The following is a 19,779-nucleotide window of genomic DNA, read 5'->3' on the forward strand; positions in this document are numbered from 1 at the left end:
TGTGATTATTCCGGCGTCTTCGCCACGCTGACCATGGCGGGCCGCAGCAGGCGGTCCTTTATCATATAGCCGGCCTGCATCTCGATCAGGATCGTGCCCGGCGCGGCGTCGGCCGACGGGACTTCCATCATCGCCTGATGCTTGTTGGGATCGAGCGGCTGGCCGACCGATTCGATCTTCGTGATGCCGTTGCGGCCGAACACGCTGTCCAGTTCGCGGCCGGTGGCTTCCAGGCCCACGACCAGCCCCTTGAACTTCTCATCCTCGCGCAGGTCGGCGGGAATGGCGGCCAGCGCGCGGCTCAGATTGTCGGCGACCGACAATATGTCGCGGGCGAAGGCGGTCGCCGCATAGGCGCGCGTATCGGCCAGTTCCTTTTCCAGCCGGCGGCGCACATTCTGCGTATCGGCATGGGCGTAGAGAATATCCTGCTTGGCGGTGGCCAGTTCCGCCTCCAGCGCTGCGATCTTCTCGGCGGCGGCATCGCCCGCGGGCGCGGCGTCTTCCGGCAGCGCGTCCACGACTTCGGTGTTTTCGATAGTGTCTTTTTGTTCGCTCATCTCATCAATCTCGATAGCGTCTGTGCTGTGAAGTCCACCATGGGGATCACCCGCGCATAGTTCAAGCGCGTGGGGCCGATCACGCCGACCACGCCGACGACCCGGCCGTCCGCGCCACGGTAGGGCGCGGCTATGACCGAAGAACCCGACAGGGAAAAGAGCTTGTTTTCCGACCCGATGAAGATTTTGGTCGCGCTGCCGGCCAGCGCGCTTTCCAGCAGGCGGGAAATCTCCTGCTTGCCTTCCAGCTGCTCCAGCAATTGCCGCACCCGTTCCAGGTCCGCGGCGGTGCCGTCATCGATCAGATGCGCCTGCCCGCGCACGATCAGCACCGGCCGGTCGTCGGCATCGTGCGACCAGATGGCGATGCCCCGTTCCACCAGTTCGCGCGCCGCGCCGTCGAGCAAGCTGCGCTCCGTCTCCATCTCGCGGCTCAACTGGTCGCCCGCCTGACGCAACGTCATACCGGCAAAGCGCGCCGACATGAAATTCGCCGCTTCGTTCAGCATCGACGGGGTGACGCCGGGCGGCAAATCCAGCACGCGATTTTCCACCGATCCGTCCTGCCCCACCAGCACCGCCAGCGCCTGACGATCATTCAAGGGTACGAAGCCAAATTGCCGCAGCACCGGCTCGCGCCGTGGCACCATGACGATGCCGGCGCAGGCCGATAGGCCCGACAGCGCAGCCGTGGCGGCGGACAGCGCTTCCTCGATCGGGCCGCTTTCGACCAGCCCGGCCTCGATCGCGCGCCGTTCTTCCGCCGATGGCGCGGCCGCCTGCATCATCCCATCCACAAACAGGCGCAGCCCTGTCTCGGTCGGCATCCGCCCGGCCGACGTATGTGGCGCGGCGAGCAGGCCCAGTTCCTCCAGGTCTTGCATGACGTTGCGAATCGACGCCGGCGACAGGCTGAGCGATGCGATCTTGCTGATGGTGCGCGATCCGACCGGCAGGCCGGTGCCCAGATAGCTTTCCACCACCACGCGAAAGACATCGCGCGCGCGATCGTTCAATTCGGAGATGGGGGTTATCGACATGCGCCTTATCTAGGCAGGCCGGGGCGCAGGCTCAAGGCGTGACCGCCTTGGGATTGAGCATGGGCTGGACATCCAATATCTTCGGCACCGCCGCCAGCGCGACCCGCAATCGGCCGTAGCGCGCATCCATGCAACCCGACTGGAATTCCAGCCGCGTCGCGTCCTGCCCCGGCCGGGTCCATTCCACGACATAGCCGGGCATGTCGGTGGCGAACCGATCGCAATTCTGGCCATGGGCGATCTTTCGCACCGTGCCCGCCGCCGGGCGATGCGGCGCCAGCGTCGTCACGAGCCGGCGATATTGCGCCGCCGTGAGGGTAAAGCGCGTCGGACCGGGAACGGATGTGAAGCGTTCCGGCTCCAGCAGGCCCGACCCGTCCGGCGACACCTGCACCCTATAGGCCGGGCAAGCGCCAAAGCAGCGCCCGGCGGTGAAGCGGATGATGTCGCCCGGCGCCTTGGGCGGTTCCAGCCCCGGTTCGGCGGCCGTGCAACCGGCCAGCAGCAGCATGGCGGTGAGTGTCGATATGCGTTCCATGCCCCCTCCTTATCGCCTAATTGTCGCCGTGACACTGGCAAGAAGCGTCGTCGGGCGCTAAGCGGCCTGTTAAGTGCGCTTTTGGGCGCATTGGCGGCATCCGTCAGGGATGGCCGCCATCTGAACGCTTCGGAGTAGAAATTATGCGTCCTTCCGGCCGCGCGCCCGACCAGATGCGCGACATCACCATGGAGCCTGGCTTCACCATCCATGCCGAGGGAAGCTGCCTCATCAGCTTCGGCGATACTCGCGTGCTGTGCACCGCATCGGTCGAGGAGAAGGTGCCGCCTTTCCTGCGCGGCAAGGGGTCGGGCTGGGTCACGGCCGAATATGGCATGTTGCCCCGCGCCACCCATACCCGCGGCAGCCGTGAAGCGGCCAAGGGCAAGCAATCGGGCCGCACGCAGGAAATCCAGCGCCTGATCGGCCGGTCGCTGCGCACGGTCGTGGACCTCAAGAAGCTCGGCGAGCGCCAGATCGTGGTCGATTGCGACGTGATCCAGGCCGATGGCGGCACGCGCACGGCGGCCATTTCGGGCAGCTGGGTCGCGCTGCGAATCGCGGTCGACAAGCTGCTGGCGTCGGGCGCGCTCAAGGAAGACCCGATCATCCAGAAGGTCGCGGCGATCAGCTGCGGCATTTTCGAAGGCACGCCGGTGCTCGACCTCGACTATGCCGAGGACAGCAATGCCGAAACGGACGCCAACCTGATCCTGACCGGCGACGGCAAGTTCGCCGAAGTGCAGGCGACGGCCGAAGGCGCCGCGTATGACGAGGAAGAGCTGCTCCGCCTGCTCCGCCTCGCCCGCATCGGCTGCGCCAAGATCTTCGCCGCGCAGGATGTCGCGACGGGCCGGTAACAACATCTGCCTCCGTTCGTTTCGAGCGAAGTCGAGTTCAGCGAAGCTAAACGCTATGGATGCGCTATCCGCTTCTCGACCAGGCTCGAAGCGAACGGAACGAATGGGAAATTTATGACCGACCAATTCGGACAGGAACAGGCGATCCGCAAGCTCGCCCCCGGCAAGCTGGTGATCGCCAGCCACAATCCTGGCAAGGTGCGCGAAATCGCAGCATTGCTTGGCCCGTTCGGGATTGAACCGATTTCGGCCGCGAGCCTGGACCTGCCCGAACCGGAGGAAACGGGCACCACCTTCATCGCCAATGCGGAATTGAAGGCGATGCAGGCGGCCGACCTATCGGGCCTGCCCGCGCTGGCTGACGACAGCGGCTTGTGCGTCGAGGCGCTGGGCGGCGACCCCGGCCTCTTTTCCGCGCGCTGGGCTGGCCCGACCAAGGATTTCGACCTCGCCATGCGCAAGGTGTGGGACGGGATCGAGGCCAAGGGCCCGGACGCCGGCCATGACGCCCATTTCGTCTGCGCCCTTGCCCTCGCCTGGCCCGATGGTCATGTCGAAGCGTTCGAGGGGCGGATCGACGGCGCGCTGGTCTGGCCGCCGCGTGGCGACAAGGGCTTCGGTTATGACCCCATGTTCATGCCGCACGGTCATGACGTCAGCTTCGGCGAGATGGACCCGGACGCCAAGCACGCCATGAGCCACCGCGCCAAGGCCTTCGAAAAACTGGTGGCCGCGGTTTTCTGATCAAGAGTGGCGCCATTTCATCGCGTCGGCGCCGCCTTCAGCTTCGCCTGCCCGATATGCCAGCGCAATTGGGCAGGCGACGCGCCGTCCACATCATTAACCCGCCGCACGACATAGTCGCCGACGAAACGCTGGCGCGTGCCGTCCTGCAATTGCGAATCGACCGTCACCGGCACCGTCTGGTAGATTGATCCCGCGCCGCCATCGCCCGGCTCCAGCTGGCCGATCGTCACCCGCGTCGATCGGGTGCCAGCGAACCCCGCCTGAAACTTGTCCAGCGTCTGGTTGGGCGGGCCATTTTCGCCCCATTGCGCCCAGGCCACGCCATAGTCGCGGGCGTTGAGCGCGGAATAATAACGCTGCACGACCGCCACGGCCGCCGCCATGCTCTTGGGCGCGGGATCGCATTCCGGCATCGGATCGCCCTGACCGTCGAACAGGGCGCAGCTGCGCGCAATCTCATCCTCGATCATGGCGCAGCTATTGGCGGCATTGCAGGGCGGGTGGGTGGCGGGCGACACGTTGCGGCAGATGGCGACTCGCTTGGCCGCCGCGGCCGACCCGATATCCGCCGCGCAGGATAGCGGCGCAGCGGGCGCCGCTGCGTCAGCCGCCGACGCCGCATCGGGAATGGGCGTCTGCGCCCCATTGTCCGGCGCAACCCTGGTCACGGCGGGGGCGGAGATAGCGGCGTTGTCGGACCCGCCCTCCGCCTTGGGCGGCGTCGGCGCGCCACACCCGGCCAGCCCGATCAGCGCACAACCCGACAGGGTCCATGACAGCAGAGCGATGCGCATCCTCTTCTCCTTTTGGCGACATGCCCTGTCCAATGCGCGCCCCCGGGAGAAATATCCATAGCCGCCTATGGCGCTGCGCTCGCCACCTGGGTCTGCGCGCCCGGCGTGTCTGCCGTCGGCGGAGCGGGTTCATCGTCCGCATCCATCGGCCCGCGCCCGAACGCATTGCCGGCCGGGAAATAGCGGCACACCAGATAATCGGCATTGGTCCCTTCGCCCAGCGCGCAGCCGACCTTCCGCGTGCCGCGCCAGATCATCTGGGTATAATGGCCGACATCCTGCCAGCGCCCGGTGCTGCTGAGGTCGGGCAACTTGCCTGCAATTCGCGTGAAGCGCTTCTCTTCCAGAAACGATCCCACCATGACCTGATAATCGTAGAGACGGCGCGGCCCCATCCACAGATTTTCGCCGCTGGGGATGGCTCGGCCGGCCCGCGGCGAATGGCGGAAAACGCCGCTGCGCGCCATCTCCCCGGCGTAACGCGCCGCATCGGTCGCCAGCGCCTGGTCCCAGTCCAGCAGCGGCAGACCCAACGAGGCCCGCTCGCCATTATGCGCGTCCAGCATCGCCGCGCGCAGCAGCCTATCGCTCCGCGCGGCCTCCGCCATGCCATAATAGGCGGCTGACATCACCGCGATCGCGGCGCCCGCCTTGGGCGCGCGCCCGTCGCTATCGCTCGCCGCCTGCGCGCCGCTCGCCGTCGCCAGAAGAACCGGCAGCATCGCTGCCCATAGCGAAGCGCGCAAAAACGCTTTAGGGCTGCCCCCAGCCATGTCGTCTCATTCCCCCCAAAATCCGCCGGCCCCTGCTTGCGTGCCGGCAGACGCCCAAGCCTTATATATCCACTGGCCATTTTGCGTATCCAAATGTCCCTATTGCGATTTTAACAGTCATGTCCGCGATGGCGTGGACATCGATGCGTGGCGCGCTGCGCTTTTGGCCGACATGGCGCATGAGACGGCGCTGACCGCGGGGCGGCGGCTTTCCTCCATCTTCTTCGGCGGCGGCACGCCCTCGCTGATGCCCCCTGCTTTGGTCGAAACGCTGATCGACGCGGCGCAGGACCATTGGGGCTTCACCCCCGACATAGAAATCACGCTGGAGGCCAATCCCAATTCGGTCGAGGCGGCGCGTTTCGCCGATCTGGCCGCCGCCGGGGTCAACCGCACCTCGCTTGGCCTGCAGGCGCTCGACAATGAGGCGTTGCATTTCCTCGGCCGCGCCCATGACGTGACGGAGGGACTGGCTGCGCTCGACACCGCGCAGGCCGTGTTCGACCGGGTGAGCTTCGACATCATCTATGCCCGCCCCGGCCAGAGCGAGGCGGACTGGCAGGCCGAACTGGCCCGCGCCTTGTCCTTCGGCACTGGCCATCTCTCGCTCTATCAACTGACGATCGAACCGGGCACGCGCTTCGCCACGCTGGTCGCGCAGGGCAAGCTGACGCCCGCCGACCCGGACCATGGCGCGACCCTGTATGAACTGACGCAGGCGATGACCGGCGCGGCCGGCATCCCGGCCTATGAGATCAGCAACCACGCCCGACCGGGCCAGGAAAGCCGCCATAACCTGACCTATTGGCGCTATGGCGACTATGCCGGGATCGGGCCGGGCGCGCATGGCCGCCGCGGCGGCATGGCGACGATGCGCCACAAGAAGCCCGAAAACTGGATGGGCGCGGTCGGCCGCAACGGTCACGGCCTCCAGAGCGAAGAGCCGCTGTCGGGCGAGGACCGGGCGCGCGAGGCGCTGCTGATGGGATTGCGGCTGGGCGAAGGCGTCGATCTGGCCCGCATCGCCGCCGCGTCGGGGGTCAAGGCCGACCGGCTTGTCGACGAACGAGCGATCGACCAACTCGCCGACCTCGCCCTCATCCGCCTGACCGGCAGCCGGTTGCAGGTGGCCCCGGCCGGCATGTTGCTGCTCGACGCCATCCTGCCCGAAGTGGTGGCGGTCTAGGGCCGCTCGGTAATATCAGGGCTGGTCGTTACGCAGTTCCGCGATCGACTGGTCGATTTCACGCAGCGCCTGCGCGCGGGCATAGGCAGGCATGGACGTGTTGCGGGCGATCTGGCCCCGCGCGGTGCGCAGGCCATTCAGCGCCGCAACATGGTCGGAACGCGCGGCGCGTTCGGCGCGGGCTTCGGCGATGTCGGCCTGCCGCTCCGCCCGATCCGCCTGAAGGTCGGCCGCCTGCTCGGAACGGCGGGCCGCCCGCTCGGCGCGGGCCTCGGCAATATCCGCCTGCCGCGCGGCGCGATCGGCTTGCATCCCGGCCATGTCGGCGGAGCGTTGGGCCGCCCGCTCGATCGCCGCGTTGCAGATACGCACCCGGATATGGCGACGGCCATTGGCGTCCACGCTTTCGCGACGGGTGGTGGCGTCCCTGCCGCCATCGCAACCTTCGCGCACATCGACCACCGGCACCATCCGGGCGATGTCCGCCTCCGTCGGGATACGGTGCGTTTCGACACGACCGTCGGCATGGGTGACGGTCATCCGACCCTTTTCATTGCGCACGACGGGGGGCACCGGCGGCGCGGGCGGCACCGGGGCGATCATGTCGGCGGCGGGCACGATCGGCGCGGGCGGGGCCATGGGCGCTGGCGAGGGCCATGCATCATCGGCCGCGCTGGCCGCCGGGACGGCTGGCACAGCAGGGATCGCGGCACCTTCGGCCAGTGTCGGTACGGTCGCCGCTACGGGCTGCGACACCAGATTGGACAATTTGGCGAAGTCGGCGCCTTCCACCTTGTCAGTGATCGCCGCCATCTGCTGCGCGGCGCGGCTGCCCGATGCGGTGAGCGCCAACCCTGCGGCGGTGACAACCGCGACGGCGGCCATGCCCCAACTGATACGCTGAAGCGAAACATCATGGTTGGACAGCATTTTCAGCCTCCCTTTCAACGTCGTGATACGGGTGAGATGGCAGGCGCCCGCAAATTGCCGGCCGCCCGCCGCCTTCAAGATGGCGCGGCCATAGGCATGGGCCTGGTCGCGGCCGTAGAGCGAGAGGACGCGCGCGTCGCAGGCGGTTTCCTGGTCGGCGCGATAGGCGCGATAGGCGATCCATGCGACCGGATTGCACCAATGCACCGCCAGCAGCAGCAGCGCGATCATGTTGGCGGCCAGGTCGCCGCGCTCATGATGCGCCCGTTCATGGGCGATCGCCATATCCTGTTCCTGCGCGTCATAGCGCAGCGCGAAATCGGCGGGCAGCACGATATAGGGGCGCAACACCCCGAAGGCGAGCGGCCCGGACGCATGGGGGCTGGTGATGAGGCGGATGCGCCCCTCCTCCCCGATCGGCGTCGCGCCATCCAGCATATGGCGGCGGAACCGCCCATAGCCCACGGCCTGCACTGCCAGAAAAGCGAGCAGCCCGACGAACCACATGCCGATGCCGATCTCCAGCCAGGGGAAAGACGGCGCGGATGAAGCGACCGATGCGGCGGGTGCGACCGTCAGCAGGTCCGGCAGGCCCGCCTGATCGACCGCGACATGCAGCGGCGAGGGATCGACGTCGCGTGGCAGCGCGGGCAACAGCATCCGCGCGAGCGGCAGCGCCCAGAGCCAATAGGCCGCCCCTGCCCCCAGCCAGCGCGCCACCGGCCGGCGCAACATCATGACCAGCGCCATCAGCAAGGTGGTGGCGATCAGCGTTTCGGCCAGCCAGACGCTCATGATTTCAACCCCTTCAGGATGGCCTCAAGCTCGGCGATATCGTCCGCCGTCAATTGATCCTGTTGCGCCAACTGGGCGACCAGCGGCGACACCCGCCCGCCAAACAGCCGGTTCACCAGCCGCCCGGATTCGCCCGCGACATAATCGTCGCGCGCCACCATCGGGCGATAGAGAAAGCGGCGGCCATCCTGGTCGGCGGCGATGATATCCTTGGCCATCAGCCGCGACAGCAAGGTCTTGACCGTTTGCAGGCTCCAGTCGCGGTCGGCGGCGACCCGATCCGACACGTCATTGGCGGTCTGCGGCGCGGTTTCCCACAACGCCTCCATCACCACCAGTTCCGCTTCGCTGATCTTCTCAGTCACCTGGCCTCACCCGACTCGCATATTTAACAACCACAGATGTAATCGCATCGATTACGGATGTAGTCAATGGGCGTTCGCAGCGGTGGAGCGTCACACTTCGCGTTGAAAAGGCGCGATATGTCGGAAAATTTGACAAAGCGGATGAAGGCGGTCGAGGCGTTAACCTTTGGAACCCGCGCTTTCCTGCAAACGCACCATTGTGGCACAGTCATTGCGACATTGGTCGCGTTCCCACCGTTTACCTATCGGGGGATGCAGGCCGTCTCCGCCAGCATCCCCCACCCGGTGGGCTTCTCCCTTATCCTCGACCATGGTCTCGATGTGACTGGGTGCGACCAGAATCGGACATTCCCCCCCCCCGCTGGCGGGAGGGAGTTAGGGGGTGGGCAGGACGTCGCAACGGCCCACCGCGCTGCGACTAACGCGCTCCGCGCGCAAGTCTCGCTGCCCCTCCCGCAAGCGGAAGGGGAATGGCGGACAGCCACTCAAAGCAACAAAAAAGGGCGGCCGAACCCGGACCGCCCTTCGCAAACCGTCAGACCCAGCCCCGCTTAACTGGCGGCGACGCCCTGGTCGGTCATCAACTGCTGCAATTCGCCAGCCTCGTACATTTCCATCATGATGTCGCTGCCGCCGACGAATTCGCCCTTCACATAAAGCTGGGGGATGGTCGGCCAGTCGGAAAAGGCCTTGATGCCCTGCCGCACAGCCTGGTCCTGCAAGACGTCGACCGTGTCATAGGCGACGCCCAGATGTTCCAGGATCGCGATGGCGCGGCTGGAAAAGCCGCATTGCGGGAAGAGCGGCGTGCCCTTCATGAACAGCACCACGTCATGGGCGCCCACAAGTTCGGCAATCCGCTGATGCACGGCGTCGGTCATGTCTAAGGTCCAGTCCTGTCTGGCGCCCCGTCCGCGGAGCGCAAATCTATCGAAGGATTAGTTGGGAACGGCGGTGGTCAGTTGCAAGGCGTGCAGCACGCCGCCCATGCGTCCGCCCAGCGCGGCATAGACGGCGCGCTGCTGCGCGACCCGGCTCATGCCGCGAAAGCTTTCCGCCACGACTTTCGCCGCATAATGGTCGCCATCCCCGGCCAGGTCGGTAATCTCGACCTCAGCATCCGGAATCGCGGTGCGGATCATGTCCGCAATATCGTCGGCGGCCATCGGCATGGGATCGCGGCCTTATTGGGCTTCGATGAACATGCGGCGGGCGATCACCGCCTGCTCGTCCAGCGCGGCGCGCACGCCGGCTTCATCGATGTCGATCCCGGCCGACGTCATGTCGCCCACCAGCTTGCGGATGACATCCTCGTCGCCCGCTTCCTCGAAATCGGCCTGCACGACCGCCTTGGCATAGGCGTCGGTTTCTTCCGGGGTCAGGCCCATCTTCACGGCAGCCCATTCGCCCAGCAGGCGGTTGCGGCGCGCCTGGATGCGGAACTGCAGTTCCTGATCGTTGGCGAACATATTTTCGAACGCCCGTTCGCGATCGTCGAAGGTGGTCATGCGTCAAAGCCCCGTTGAAATGCCGTCTGGTTAGGAAAGATAGGCAGAAGCGCGTCGTTACGCAACGGCCGCGGGCACGATCCAGGGGCGATCCTGCGCCTGTTTCGCCTCATAGCCGCCGATCAGATCCGACTGGTCCAGAGTCAGACCGATCTCGTCCAGCCCGCCCAACAGGCAATGTTTGCGGAAGGGATCGATTTCGAACGTGAAGCGATCCTGAAATTGCGTGGTGACGGTCTGCGATTCCAGATCGATATGGATCGGATCGGGCGTCCCGTTCACGCCTTTGGCGACGTCCATCAGCCGGTCGATGGCCGCCTGCGGCAGCACCACGGTCAAGATGCCGTTTTTGAAGGCGTTTCCAGAGAAAATGTCGGAGAAGCTGGGCGCGATCACCACCTTGATGCCGAGGTCGCCGAGCGCCCAGGCGGCATGTTCGCGGCTGGACCCGCAGCCAAAATTGTCGCCCGCGATCAGGATCGGGCTGCCGACATAGGCGGGATCGTCAAAGACGTTGCCCGGTTCCTTGCGCAGCACTTCGAACGCGCCCTTGCCAAGGCCGCTGCGCGAAATCGTCTTGAGCCAATGCGCCGGGATGACGATGTCGGTATCGACATTCTTCATCCCGAACGGATAGGCCCGGCCGTCGACGGTCGTCAGCTTGTCCATTAGTGAACCTTCTTCGCCTCGGCGGCCGGCGTGTCTTCGGCCCGGCCCAGGGTCGCGGCCATGGCGGCGCTGGCCAGTGCGCCCAGCGTCAGCAGCCAGAAAATCTTCTTCATGCGACCACACCCTCTTTGTTATTCAGCAATTCGCGCACATCGGTCAGCCGCCCGGTGATGGCCGCCGCCGCCGCCATGGCGGGCGACACCAGATGGGTGCGCGATCCCGGCCCCTGGCGGCCCATGAAATTGCGGTTGCTGGTCGAAGCGCAGCGTTCGCCCGCAGGCACCTTGTCCGGGTTCATCCCCAGGCACGCAGAACAACCCGGCTCGCGCCATTCGAAACCGGCGTCGAGGAAGACGCGGTCCAGCCCTTCTTCCTCCGCCTGGCGCTTGACCAGGCCGGAACCGGGCACGACCATGGCGTGCTTGATGCCCGCCGCGATATGGCGGCCTTTGAGCAGCGACGCCGCGGCGCGCAGATCCTCGATCCGGCTGTTGGTGCAGCTGCCGATGAAAATATGTTCGATGGCGACGTCGGCGAGTCTTTGCCCTGCCGTCAGCCCCATATAGTCGAGCGACTTCTGCGCCGCCGCCTGCTTGGACGGATCGGCGAAGCTCGACGGATCGGGCACCACGCCCGTCACGGCGACGACATCCTCCGGGCTGGTGCCCCAGGTGACGTTGGGCACGATGTCGGCGGCGTCGATCACCACGGTCTTGTCGAACACCGCGCCCTCGTCCGTATGCAGCGTGCGCCAATAGGCGACGGCCGCGTCGAAATCCGCGCCCTTGGGCGCCATCGGGCGGCCCTCGATATAGGCGAAGGTTTTCTCGTCCGGCGCGAACAGGCCCGACCGCGCGCCCGCCTCGATCGACATGTTGGCGACGGTCAGGCGACCTTCGATCGACATGTCGCGAAACACGGAACCCCGATATTCCATGACATAGCCGGTGCCGCCCGCCGTGCCGATCGTGCCGCAAATGGCCAGCGCGACATCCTTGGCCGTGACGCCCGGCGCCAGTGCGCCATCGACGACGACGGCCATCGTCTTGGATTGCTTGAGCAGCAGCGTCTGGGTGGCCAGCACATGCTCGACCTCCGACGTGCCGATGCCAAAGGCCAGCGCGCCCAGCGCGCCGTGCGAGGACGTATGGCTGTCGCCGCAGACCAGCGTGGTGCCGGGCAAGGTGAAGCCCTGTTCCGGCCCGATGACGTGGACGATGCCCTGTTCCGCATCGGCGTCGCCGATCAGGCGCACGCCGAACTCCGGCGCATTGCGCTCCAGCGCGGCCAGTTGCTGGGCGCTTTCGGGATCGGCGATCGGGATGCGCTTGCCATCCGCGTCGCGGCGCGGCGTGGTGGGCAGATTATGGTCCGGCACGGCCAGCGTCAGATCGGGCCGGCGCACTTTTCGGCCGGCGAGGCGTAGCCCTTCGAACGCCTGCGGGCTCGTCACTTCATGGACGAGGTGGCGGTCGATATAGATGAGGCAGGTGCCATCGGGACGCCGTTCGACGACGTGCGCGTCCCAGATCTTTTCGTAGAGGGTGCGAGCTTTGACCATAGTCCTCACCCCCTAGACCCGTCGGGGCGATCGGGAAAGGGGGTGAGCGACCGATTTGTCCTGTTTTCGCCATCAGGCGGGCAAGAATGTTACACCGCCCGATAGTCCGCGATGATCCTGCCCGCCGCGCCCATCTCCGCCTCATGGCTGTCCTCACGCCAGCTTTCCGCCAGCGCCGCTTCCTCCCACCGGAGCATGGCGGGATGGGCCAGCATATGATCGACCCAGGCTTGTGCTTGCGGGCCGACATCCAGCCCATAGGTGCGCACGCGGAACGCCACCGGCGCATAGAAGGCATCGACTGCGGTGAAGCTGCTGCCGGCGAGGAAGGGACCACCGAACCGGTCCAACCCCTGCTCCCACAATTCCCGCAGGCGGGCGATGTCCCGGCCCAGCGCGGGCGAGTGGACATGCGGCTCGACGCGCACGCCCACATTCATGGTGCAGTCGTTGCGCAAGGTCGAAAAGCCGCTGTGCATTTCCGCCGCAGCGCATTGGGCAAAAGCGCGCGCAGCCTCGTCCGCCGGCCAGACGCCAGGATGGCGGTCCGCCAGATAGAGGATGATGCCGAGCGAATCCCAGATGGTGCGCTCTTCCCCATTGGCCCTGTCGATCAGCGCCGGCACCTGTCCGGTCGGCGAGAAACTGCGGAACGCCGCATAGTTGGTGGCGGACGCGAACGGCTCGATCCGGTCTTCGAACGCGATGCCCAGCGCCGTCATCAGCACCCAGGGGCGCAGCGACCAACTGCTGTAATTACGATTGGCTGTGATGAGCGTGTAGGCCATGCGGTTCCTCCCTGTGCAAGGTGCGCGCGTTTTAGCGTATCGGGTGGCGGCGAAACAGCTGCAACGATCCGTGCAGCTTACAAGCTGGGCTTATGCAAACTCCGTGCTCCCGCCTGCGCGGGATCACATGACGTTGAACCCTAGCCAAGCCCTTCTCATCGCGGCACAAGGCCTCATCGCGGGCGGCGCCCCCTTGCCGCCCTCCCTTGATCCATGGAGCATTTTGTCGTGAACCGACGCCAATTCCTCGCCACCAGCGGCGCCACCGCCATCGCCGCCGCCACCCCCAGCGCCTTTGCGCAGGCAGGCGGAGCCGACACCCGTTTCCGCGCGATGCTGGACGATTTCTTCTACGCCCGGCTCGCCGAATCGCCCGAACAGGCGACGCGCCTCGGCCTCGACACCGGCGCGCGCGCGGCGCTGCGCGGCAAGCTGTCCGACACCAGCGCCGCCGGCGCGGCCCGCGACCTCGCCCGCACCAAGGCGCAGGCGAAGCGGCTGGCCAGCGTCGATCGCGCCAAGCTGAGCCAGGCCAGCCAGCTCGACTATGACGTCGTCGCCTATCAACTCGACCGCGCCGTTAGCGGCGAACGCTTCGGCTATGGCGAAACGGCGGGCCGCTATGCGCCCTATATCCTCAGCCAGTTGACCGGCAGCTATCGCGAAATTCCCGACTTCCTCGATTCGCAGCATCGGGTGAAGGACGCGGCCGACGCCGACGCCTATCTCGCCCGTCTGGAAGCCTTCCCCGCCGCGATGGACGGCGAACTGGCCCGGCAAAAGACGGACGCGGCCAAGGGCGTGTTCGCGCCGGACTATATCCTCGACACGACGATGAAGATGCAGGCGGCGCTGCGCGATCAGCCCGCCGCGCAGACGGTCCTCGTCGCCAGTTTCGTCAAGAAGCTCGCCGCCGCCGGCCTGCCGCCCGAACGCGCCGCCCAGGCGGAAAAGATCGTCGCCGAGAAAATCTTCCCCGCCGTCGATCGCCAGCGCGCGCTGGTGCAGCAGCTACGCGCCAAGGCCAGCCATGACGCCGGCTGCTGGCGTCTGCCCGCTGGCGAGGCCTTCTACGCCGCCGCCGCTGAGGCCGCGACCACGACCAAGCTGACGGGCGATGACATTCACCAACTGGGCCTGGATCAGGTCGCGCAGATCAGCGGCCGGATCGACGCGATCCTGAAAGGCCAGGGGATGAGCCAGGGCACAGTCGGCGACCGGCTGGTCGCGCTCAACAAACGCCCCGATCAGCTCTTCCCCAACACCGATCCGGGTCGCGAGGCGCTGCTGGCGCAGCTCAACACCCAGATCAAGGCGATGCAGGCGCGTCTTGGCGAATCGTTCAACACCGTGCCCAAGGCGCCGGTCGAGGTGCGCCGCGTGCCGGTGACGATCCAGGCGGGCGCGCCGGGCGGCTATTATCAGAACGCCTCGCTCGACGGATCGCGGCCGGCCATCTATTATATCAACCTGCGCGACACGTTCGACCGGCCCAAATTCGGGCTGGCGACGCTGACCCATCATGAAGCGGTGCCGGGCCATCATCTGCAAGTATCGGTGGCGCTGGAATCCGATGCCATTCCCATGATCCGGCGGCGCGGCGGCTATAGCGGCTATTCCGAAGGCTGGGCGCTCTATTCGGAGCAACTGGCCGACGAAATGGGCATGTATGAAGGCGATCCGCTGGGCCAGGTCGGCTATCTCCAGTCGCTCCTGTTCCGCGCCACCCGTCTGGTGGTGGACAGCGGGATGCACGCCAAGCGCTGGAGCCGGGAAAAGGCGACCGATTACCTGATCGCCACCACCGGCATCGCGCGCGGCCGCAGCCAGGGGGAGATCGACCGCTATACCGTCTGGCCGGGCCAGGCGTGCAGCTACAAGATCGGCCATACCGTGTGGACGCAGTTGCGCGACGAGGTGAAGAAGGCGCAGGGCGACAGGTTCGACCTCAAGGCCTTCCATGATGTGCTGACGCTGGGCGCGATGCCGCTCGACATCTTGAAGCAGACGGTGCGGCAGCGGATGGGGGTCGCTTAACATATACACAGGTGTTCCCGCCAAGTGGGAACACGCATTCCTTGGAAAACACAAAAAAACGACCCGGCGGTGCGCCGCCGGGTCGTCCAGTTTCTTCCACCCAAATCGCGAGGCGGTGTCGAAGCCCCCGCGCTTTGGCTTTTCTTGCGGCCGGCACGCCGCAAATTGCACTTCCTATGCTCCTCAATATCCGTTCAGGCTGAGCGAAGTCGAAGCCCTTGCCGGAGCGAAGCAAAGGCGCCTCGCTCCGCTCGGTTGAACCCTTCGACTTCGTTCAGGGCGAACGGAGTATATGATTGCTAGGCCGCAAACTGGTTCATCGTGTTGTGTGCGCCACCGGCCTTGAGCGCTGCTTCCCCAGCGAAATAATCCTTATGATCGTCGCCAATATCGCTGCCGCTCATATTTTGATGCTTCACGCAGGCGATGCCCTGGCGGATTTCCTTGCGCTGGACGCCCTCGACATAGCCGAGCATCCCGGCTTCGCCGAAATAGTCCTTGGCCAGGTTATCGGTGCTGAGCGCCGCCGTATGATAGGTCGGCAAGGTGATGAGGTGGTGGAAAATCCCCGCCCGCGCCGCCGCATCCTTCTGGAAGGTGCGGATCTTCTCGTCTGCTTCGCGGCCCAATTCCGTCGCGTCATAGTCCGCGCTCATCAGCTTCGCCCGGTCATAGGCGCTGACATCCTCGCCGGCTTCGACCAAGGCGTCATAGACCTGCTGGCGGAAGTTCAGCGTCCAGTTGAAGCTGGGCGAATTGTTGTAGACCAGCTTGGCGTTGGGGATGACTTCCCGGATGCGGTCGACCATCGACGCGATCTGTTCGATATGCGGCTTTTCCGTCTCGATCCACAGCAGGTCCGCGCCGTTCTGGAGCGAGGTGATGCAATCGAGGACGCAGCGATCCGCGCCGGTGCCTTCGCGGAACTGGAACAGGTTGCTGGGCAGGCGCTTGGGGCGCAACAGCTTGCCGTCGCGGTTCAGGATGACGTCGCCATTCTTCGCCGTCGCCGGGTCGATCTCCTCGCAATCGAGGAAACTGTTATACTGGTCGCCAATGTCGCCTGCTTCCTTGCTGACCGCGATCTGCTTGGTCAGGCCCGCGCCCAGCGAGTCGGTGCGTGTGACGATGATGCCATCATCGACGCCCAGTTCCAGGAAGGCGTAGCGGCACGCACGGACCTTCGCGAGAAAGTCTTCATGCGGCACCGTGACCTTGCCGTCCTGATGACCGCACTGTTTTTCGTCCGAAACCTGATTCTCGATCTGGAGCGCGCAGGCGCCCGCCTCGATCATCTTCTTGGCGAGCAGATAGGTCGCCTCGGCATTGCCGAAGCCTGCGTCGATATCCGCGATGATCGGAACGACATGGGTTTCATAATTGTCGATGGCGTGGGTCAGGCGTTGCGCCTCGACCGCGTTGCCCGCCTCGCGCGCCTTGTCGAGATCGCGGAACATCATGCCCAGTTCGCGGGCGTCGGCCTGCTTCAGGAAGGTGTAGAGTTCCTCGATCAGCGCGGCGACGCTGGTCTTTTCATGCATCGACTGGTCGGGCAGCGGCCCGAAATCGCTGCGCAGCGCGGCGACCATCCAGCCGGACAGATACAGATATTTCTGCTTCGTCGTGCCGAAATGCTTCTTGATCGCGATCAGCTTCTGCTGACCGATGAAGCCGTGCCAGCAGCCCAGCGACTGGGTGTAGTTGGCCGGGTCCAGATCATAGGCGGCCATGTCGCGGCGCATGATGCCAGCGGTATATTTGGCGATGTCGAGGCCGGTGTTGAAGCGGTTCTGGAGCTTCATGCGGGCGACGGATTCGGCGTTGATGCCGTCCCACGTGCCGGGGTGGCTGCCGATGAGGCTCTGCGCCTTTGCGATATTGTCCTGATAGGTCATGGGCCGTTGTCCTTGCGGTCGGTGAGCTGTTGCCCCTCGCCTACGCCCCCCTGGCGCAGCGCGGCAGTCCTCCTGAAGTTCAGTTGTCGATCTTTACAAAAATCTGCTGTAAAGTTGTAAAGCCTGCACAGGAGCATGAGTCATGGCCAAGGATCGTCCCGTCTATATGGGGCCGCGACTGCGGCGGCTGCGGCGTGAACTGGGCCTGACCCAGGCCGACATGGCCGCCGATCTCGACATTTCCGCCTCCTATGTGGCCCTACTGGAACGCAACCAGCGCCCTCTGACCGCCGACATGCTGTTGCGGCTGGCGCGCACCTACAAGCTGGACATGGCGGAGGTGGCGGGCGACGGCGGCGCGGAACAGACCGCGCGGCTCCAGGCCGTGCTCAAAGACCCGATGTTTGCGGACATCGACCTGCCGCAACTGGCGACCGGGGATGTGGCGGTCAATTATCCCGGCATCACCGAAGCGCTGCTGCGCCTCTACACCAGCTATCGCGAGGAGCATCTGGCGCTGGCGGATCGGGGGGCGGACACGGAACCGCAGGAGGATGTCGCCGATCCCGTCGCCGAATCGCGCCGCTTCCTCGCCGTCCGCCGCAACAGCTTCCCCCTGTTGGACGACGCGGCGGAGAAACTGGCGACGGAGGCAGAGGCCGAAGGCGGCCTCATCGCCTGGCTCAAGGCGAAACATAATCTTCGGGTGCGCCGCTTGCCCTCCGACGTCATGGCCGGGTCGATGCGCCGGCTCGACCGCCATCGCGACGCGGTGCTGCTGGACGATGCGCTGGACGGCGCGAGTTCCGCCTTCCAGCTGGCGCTCCAGATCGCCTATCTGGACATGCGCAAGAGCTTCGACGCGATCCTGAAGGACGGCCAGTTCGCCAGCGAAAGCGGCCGCCGCCTCGCCCGCCGTGCGCTCGCCAGCTATGGCGCCGCCGCGATCCTGATGCCCTATACCGCCTTCGCCAAGGCGGTCGAGGCGCGGCGCTACGATGTGGAGGCGCTGGCCCGGCAGTTCGGCGCCAGTTTCGAACAGACCGCCCATCGCCTGACCACATTGCAGAAACCGGGGCAGGAGCGTGTTCCTTTCTTCTTCCTGCGCGTCGATCCGGCCGGCAACGTCTCCAAGCGGCTGGACGGCGCGGGCTTTCCCTTCGCCCGCCATGGCGGCTCCTGCCCGCTCTGGTCGGTGCATCGCGTGTTCGAAACCCCGCGCGAGGTGGTGACGCAATGGCTGGAACTGCCCGACGGCCAGCGCTTCTTCTCGATCGCGCGCACGGTGACGGCGGGCGGGGGGGGCTGGGGGGCGCCACGGGTCGAACGCGCCATCGCGCTCTGCTGCGCGGCCGACCATGCCCATCGCCTGATCTATACGCAGGACGCCCCGCCGCCGGAGCCAACCCCAATCGGCGTCACCTGCCGCCTGTGCCACCGCAGCCAGTGCATGGCCCGATCCGCCCCGCCGATCGGCCGTGACATGCTGCCCGACGATTATCGCCGCACCCGCACGCCATTCGGCTTTGCGGATGGTTAGCTTTCGATCAGGTCCAGATAGGCGACGACATCATTGTCGGTGGCGAGGAACAGGCCGTCCTGCACCTCTACCGACTGCTGTTCCGCGACATGCAGCGCCTGACTCAAAGGGCCATACATGATGGTCCGGGCCGCGCCGTCATCGCCCAGATGATAGAGGCGGACGGTGGCATTGTCATAGGTGCTGCGCATCGCCGCCTTCTACCACGACGCCGCGCCCAAGTCAGCGCCGATCCTTGACCTTCATGCTGGGCGCCAGCTGGTTCGCGCCGATCCGCACCGCATCGTCGGTGAAATTGGCGACGAAGGTCGAGTTGCGATCCACGCCCGGCACGAAGCCCACCTTGTTCCCCTCGATCACCAGCCCCGCGCTGCTATGTTCGCGGCCTTCGGGGGCCACGGTGATGAAGGCGGACCAGTTATCCTTGTCCTTGCCCTGCACCATTTCATTGCCCGTGATGCTGCCGGTCGCGCCGTTGGACAGGTCGATCATATAGTTGGTCAGATGCCCGGCGCTGTCGTCGAAACTGTTGCCGCTGATGGTGACGCGGGCGGTGCGGGTTTTCAGATAATGGCCGCCATCGCCCTGGTCGAAGCGGCTGTTGGTGACGGTCAGGCTGGCGAGGCGGCCGATATAGATGCCATGCGCGCAATCCAGATCGCGGTCGCAGCGCCCCAGATGGCGGAAGGTGGATTTGTCGATGACCACCTGCCCGCCGTCATAGTCGCCGGTCAATATGCCTTCCTCGCTGTTGCGGAACAGGCTGTTGCGCACGGTCAGGCTGCCGCTTTCCAGCCGGATGCCCGCACCGTTGCCGTCAGGCACACGCATATTCTGGAAGATGACGCCATCGACCGTGCTGGACCGGCCGCGCAGGACGAACCCGCCCTTGCCCTCGCATACCACGCCGTCGAAAATAGCCGTGCCCGGCGTCGCCGCGCGGATGGTGACGTCGCCGCCCTGCTGCACCGCGCATTGGCGATAGGCGCCGGGCGCCACCACCACGGTCCCGCGTCCGTCGCCGATCGCAGCCAGCGCATCGCCCAGCCGGGCGTAGGCGCGGCCGCTTTCCGCCACGGTGAAGGGCGCGCCGCCGCCCTGGGCGAAGGCGGTGGCGGTGATCGCTGCGGACAGCAGCAGAGTCGTGGACAGGATGCGCATGGCGACAGGCCTACAACGCCCGACCCCATGCG

Annotated in this window: 21 protein-coding genes; 5 read left to right on the forward strand and 16 right to left on the reverse strand. The window is 65.8% G+C overall.

Annotation, left to right across the window (positions count from 1 at the left end; all coding sequences use genetic code 11):
• Positions 1-5: 5 nt before the first annotated feature.
• From grpE to V473_RS12465, 3 genes are read right to left on the reverse strand one after another with little or no spacing between them, the layout of a single operon-like run.
• On the reverse strand, positions 6-560 hold the full coding sequence (gene grpE, locus V473_RS12455; RefSeq protein WP_066604480.1) for a nucleotide exchange factor GrpE: 555 nt from the start codon (positions 558-560) through the stop codon (positions 6-8).
• Entirely contained in the window at positions 557-1,600 is a 1,044-nt protein-coding gene (hrcA, locus tag V473_RS12460) for a heat-inducible transcriptional repressor HrcA (protein WP_066604482.1), read from the reverse strand. The genes grpE and hrcA overlap by 4 nt, the downstream gene beginning before the upstream one ends.
• Before the next feature lie 31 nt (positions 1,601-1,631).
• The gene (locus V473_RS12465) at positions 1,632-2,138 is read right to left on the reverse strand and encodes a DUF6438 domain-containing protein (RefSeq protein ID WP_066604484.1); all 507 of its coding nucleotides are present in this window, start codon (positions 2,136-2,138) and stop codon (positions 1,632-1,634) included.
• Between the two features lie 143 nt (positions 2,139-2,281).
• Here V473_RS12465 and rph point away from each other — a divergent pair, with 143 nt between their 5' ends.
• Together rph and rdgB are read left to right on the forward strand one after the other, a co-directional pair.
• Positions 2,282-2,998, forward strand: a complete 717-nt coding sequence (rph, locus tag V473_RS12470) for a ribonuclease PH (protein WP_066604488.1) — start codon at positions 2,282-2,284, stop codon at positions 2,996-2,998.
• Between the two features lie 114 nt (positions 2,999-3,112).
• Positions 3,113-3,742, forward strand: coding sequence for an RdgB/HAM1 family non-canonical purine NTP pyrophosphatase (rdgB, locus tag V473_RS12475; RefSeq protein ID WP_066604491.1), 630 nt, complete (start codon positions 3,113-3,115; stop codon positions 3,740-3,742).
• Positions 3,743-3,759: 17 nt separating this feature from the next.
• Here the strand turns inward: rdgB and V473_RS12480 are convergent, their stop codons facing one another.
• Together V473_RS12480 and V473_RS12485 are read right to left on the reverse strand one after the other, a co-directional pair.
• Positions 3,760-4,539 (reverse strand): hypothetical protein, encoded by a 780-nt coding sequence (locus V473_RS12480; RefSeq protein ID WP_066604493.1) that lies wholly within the window; start codon positions 4,537-4,539, stop codon positions 3,760-3,762.
• A gap of 65 nt (positions 4,540-4,604) precedes the next feature.
• Complete coding sequence (locus V473_RS12485; protein WP_408021497.1) at positions 4,605-5,261, reverse strand: CAP domain-containing protein; 657 nt, start codon at positions 5,259-5,261, stop codon at positions 4,605-4,607.
• A gap of 49 nt (positions 5,262-5,310) precedes the next feature.
• On the opposite strand from V473_RS12485, the gene hemW reads away from it, so the two are divergent.
• The gene (gene hemW, locus V473_RS12490) at positions 5,311-6,498 is read left to right on the forward strand and encodes a radical SAM family heme chaperone HemW (RefSeq protein ID WP_066604499.1); all 1,188 of its coding nucleotides are present in this window, start codon (positions 5,311-5,313) and stop codon (positions 6,496-6,498) included.
• A gap of 15 nt (positions 6,499-6,513) precedes the next feature.
• On the opposite strand, the gene V473_RS12495 is transcribed toward hemW, so the two are convergent.
• The 8 genes from V473_RS12495 to V473_RS12535 form a co-directional block, all read right to left on the reverse strand.
• Positions 6,514-8,223, reverse strand: coding sequence for a M56 family metallopeptidase (locus V473_RS12495; RefSeq protein WP_066604502.1), 1,710 nt, complete (start codon positions 8,221-8,223; stop codon positions 6,514-6,516).
• Complete coding sequence (locus V473_RS12500; RefSeq protein WP_066604508.1) at positions 8,220-8,588, reverse strand: BlaI/MecI/CopY family transcriptional regulator; 369 nt, start codon at positions 8,586-8,588, stop codon at positions 8,220-8,222. The genes V473_RS12495 and V473_RS12500 overlap by 4 nt, the downstream gene beginning before the upstream one ends.
• 551 nt (positions 8,589-9,139) lie before the next feature.
• Complete coding sequence (gene grxD / locus V473_RS12510) at positions 9,140-9,469, reverse strand: Grx4 family monothiol glutaredoxin (RefSeq protein ID WP_066604514.1); 330 nt, start codon at positions 9,467-9,469, stop codon at positions 9,140-9,142.
• A 57-nt stretch (positions 9,470-9,526) separates the two neighbouring features.
• A complete protein-coding gene (locus V473_RS12515) occupies positions 9,527-9,760 on the reverse strand; it encodes a BolA/IbaG family iron-sulfur metabolism protein (protein ID WP_066604516.1) in 234 nt (77 codons plus the stop codon).
• 12 nt (positions 9,761-9,772) lie between these two features.
• Positions 9,773-10,096, reverse strand: coding sequence for a DUF1476 domain-containing protein (locus V473_RS12520; protein ID WP_066604518.1), 324 nt, complete (start codon positions 10,094-10,096; stop codon positions 9,773-9,775).
• Between the two features lie 57 nt (positions 10,097-10,153).
• Entirely contained in the window at positions 10,154-10,765 is a 612-nt protein-coding gene (leuD, locus tag V473_RS12525; protein ID WP_066604520.1) for a 3-isopropylmalate dehydratase small subunit, read from the reverse strand.
• Positions 10,766-10,874: 109 nt separating this feature from the next.
• Positions 10,875-12,326, reverse strand: a complete 1,452-nt coding sequence (gene leuC, locus V473_RS12530) for a 3-isopropylmalate dehydratase large subunit (RefSeq protein WP_066604522.1) — start codon at positions 12,324-12,326, stop codon at positions 10,875-10,877.
• An 89-nt stretch (positions 12,327-12,415) separates the two neighbouring features.
• Positions 12,416-13,114 carry a glutathione S-transferase family protein gene (locus tag V473_RS12535; RefSeq protein ID WP_066604523.1) on the reverse strand — a complete coding sequence of 233 codons (699 nt, stop codon included), beginning with the start codon at positions 13,112-13,114 and terminating at the stop codon, positions 12,416-12,418.
• Positions 13,115-13,342: 228 nt separating this feature from the next.
• Between V473_RS12535 and V473_RS12540 the strand changes: the two genes are divergently transcribed.
• Positions 13,343-15,151 carry a DUF885 domain-containing protein gene (locus V473_RS12540; protein ID WP_066605658.1) on the forward strand — a complete coding sequence of 603 codons (1,809 nt, stop codon included), beginning with the start codon at positions 13,343-13,345 and terminating at the stop codon, positions 15,149-15,151.
• A gap of 299 nt (positions 15,152-15,450) precedes the next feature.
• On the opposite strand, the gene V473_RS12545 is transcribed toward V473_RS12540, so the two are convergent.
• A complete protein-coding gene (locus V473_RS12545; protein ID WP_066604525.1) occupies positions 15,451-17,046 on the reverse strand; it encodes an isocitrate lyase in 1,596 nt (531 codons plus the stop codon).
• Positions 17,047-17,188: 142 nt separating this feature from the next.
• On the opposite strand from V473_RS12545, the gene V473_RS12550 reads away from it, so the two are divergent.
• Entirely contained in the window at positions 17,189-18,586 is a 1,398-nt protein-coding gene (locus V473_RS12550) for a helix-turn-helix domain-containing protein (RefSeq protein ID WP_066604532.1), read from the forward strand.
• Here V473_RS12550 and V473_RS12555 read toward each other — a convergent pair.
• Both V473_RS12555 and V473_RS12560 read right to left on the reverse strand, forming a co-directional pair.
• Positions 18,583-18,777: a hypothetical protein gene (locus V473_RS12555; protein WP_066604534.1), complete on the reverse strand. Its 195-nt coding sequence runs from the start codon at positions 18,775-18,777 to the stop codon at positions 18,583-18,585. The genes V473_RS12550 and V473_RS12555 overlap by 4 nt on opposite strands.
• A 31-nt stretch (positions 18,778-18,808) precedes the next feature.
• Complete coding sequence (locus tag V473_RS12560; RefSeq protein WP_066604536.1) at positions 18,809-19,747, reverse strand: right-handed parallel beta-helix repeat-containing protein; 939 nt, start codon at positions 19,745-19,747, stop codon at positions 18,809-18,811.
• Positions 19,748-19,779: the final 32 nt, after the last annotated feature.

Source organism: Sphingobium cupriresistens LL01 (genome assembly GCF_001046645.1).
GTDB lineage: Bacteria > Pseudomonadota > Alphaproteobacteria > Sphingomonadales > Sphingomonadaceae > Sphingobium > Sphingobium cupriresistens.

What these genes read in the sequence shown, in the direction of transcription:
- rdgB (WP_066604491.1), top strand. Translation starts at nt 3,113, where the DNA reads ATGACCGACCAATTCGGACAGGAACAGGCGATCCGCAAGCTCGCCCCC.
- V473_RS12555 (WP_066604534.1), bottom strand. Translation starts at nt 18,777, where the DNA reads ATGCGCAGCACCTATGACAATGCCACCGTCCGCCTCTATCATCTGGGC.
- V473_RS12515 (WP_066604516.1), bottom strand. Translation starts at nt 9,760, where the DNA reads ATGCCGATGGCCGCCGACGATATTGCGGACATGATCCGCACCGCGATT.
- V473_RS12560 (WP_066604536.1), bottom strand. Translation starts at nt 19,747, where the DNA reads ATGCGCATCCTGTCCACGACTCTGCTGCTGTCCGCAGCGATCACCGCC.
- V473_RS12480 (WP_066604493.1), bottom strand. Translation starts at nt 4,539, where the DNA reads ATGCGCATCGCTCTGCTGTCATGGACCCTGTCGGGTTGTGCGCTGATC.
- leuC (WP_066604522.1), bottom strand. Translation starts at nt 12,326, where the DNA reads ATGGTCAAAGCTCGCACCCTCTACGAAAAGATCTGGGACGCGCACGTC.
- grpE (WP_066604480.1), bottom strand. Translation starts at nt 560, where the DNA reads ATGAGCGAACAAAAAGACACTATCGAAAACACCGAAGTCGTGGACGCG.
- V473_RS12465 (WP_066604484.1), bottom strand. Translation starts at nt 2,138, where the DNA reads ATGGAACGCATATCGACACTCACCGCCATGCTGCTGCTGGCCGGTTGC.
- grxD (WP_066604514.1), bottom strand. Translation starts at nt 9,469, where the DNA reads ATGACCGACGCCGTGCATCAGCGGATTGCCGAACTTGTGGGCGCCCAT.
- hemW (WP_066604499.1), top strand. Translation starts at nt 5,311, where the DNA reads ATGTCGTCTCATTCCCCCCAAAATCCGCCGGCCCCTGCTTGCGTGCCG.
- V473_RS12485 (WP_408021497.1), bottom strand. Translation starts at nt 5,261, where the DNA reads ATGCTGCCGGTTCTTCTGGCGACGGCGAGCGGCGCGCAGGCGGCGAGC.
- V473_RS12495 (WP_066604502.1), bottom strand. Translation starts at nt 8,223, where the DNA reads ATGAGCGTCTGGCTGGCCGAAACGCTGATCGCCACCACCTTGCTGATG.
- rph (WP_066604488.1), top strand. Translation starts at nt 2,282, where the DNA reads ATGCGTCCTTCCGGCCGCGCGCCCGACCAGATGCGCGACATCACCATG.
- hrcA (WP_066604482.1), bottom strand. Translation starts at nt 1,600, where the DNA reads ATGTCGATAACCCCCATCTCCGAATTGAACGATCGCGCGCGCGATGTC.
- V473_RS12520 (WP_066604518.1), bottom strand. Translation starts at nt 10,096, where the DNA reads ATGACCACCTTCGACGATCGCGAACGGGCGTTCGAAAATATGTTCGCC.
- V473_RS12550 (WP_066604532.1), top strand. Translation starts at nt 17,189, where the DNA reads ATGGCCAAGGATCGTCCCGTCTATATGGGGCCGCGACTGCGGCGGCTG.
- leuD (WP_066604520.1), bottom strand. Translation starts at nt 10,765, where the DNA reads ATGGACAAGCTGACGACCGTCGACGGCCGGGCCTATCCGTTCGGGATG.
- V473_RS12545 (WP_066604525.1), bottom strand. Translation starts at nt 17,046, where the DNA reads ATGACCTATCAGGACAATATCGCAAAGGCGCAGAGCCTCATCGGCAGC.
- V473_RS12535 (WP_066604523.1), bottom strand. Translation starts at nt 13,114, where the DNA reads ATGGCCTACACGCTCATCACAGCCAATCGTAATTACAGCAGTTGGTCG.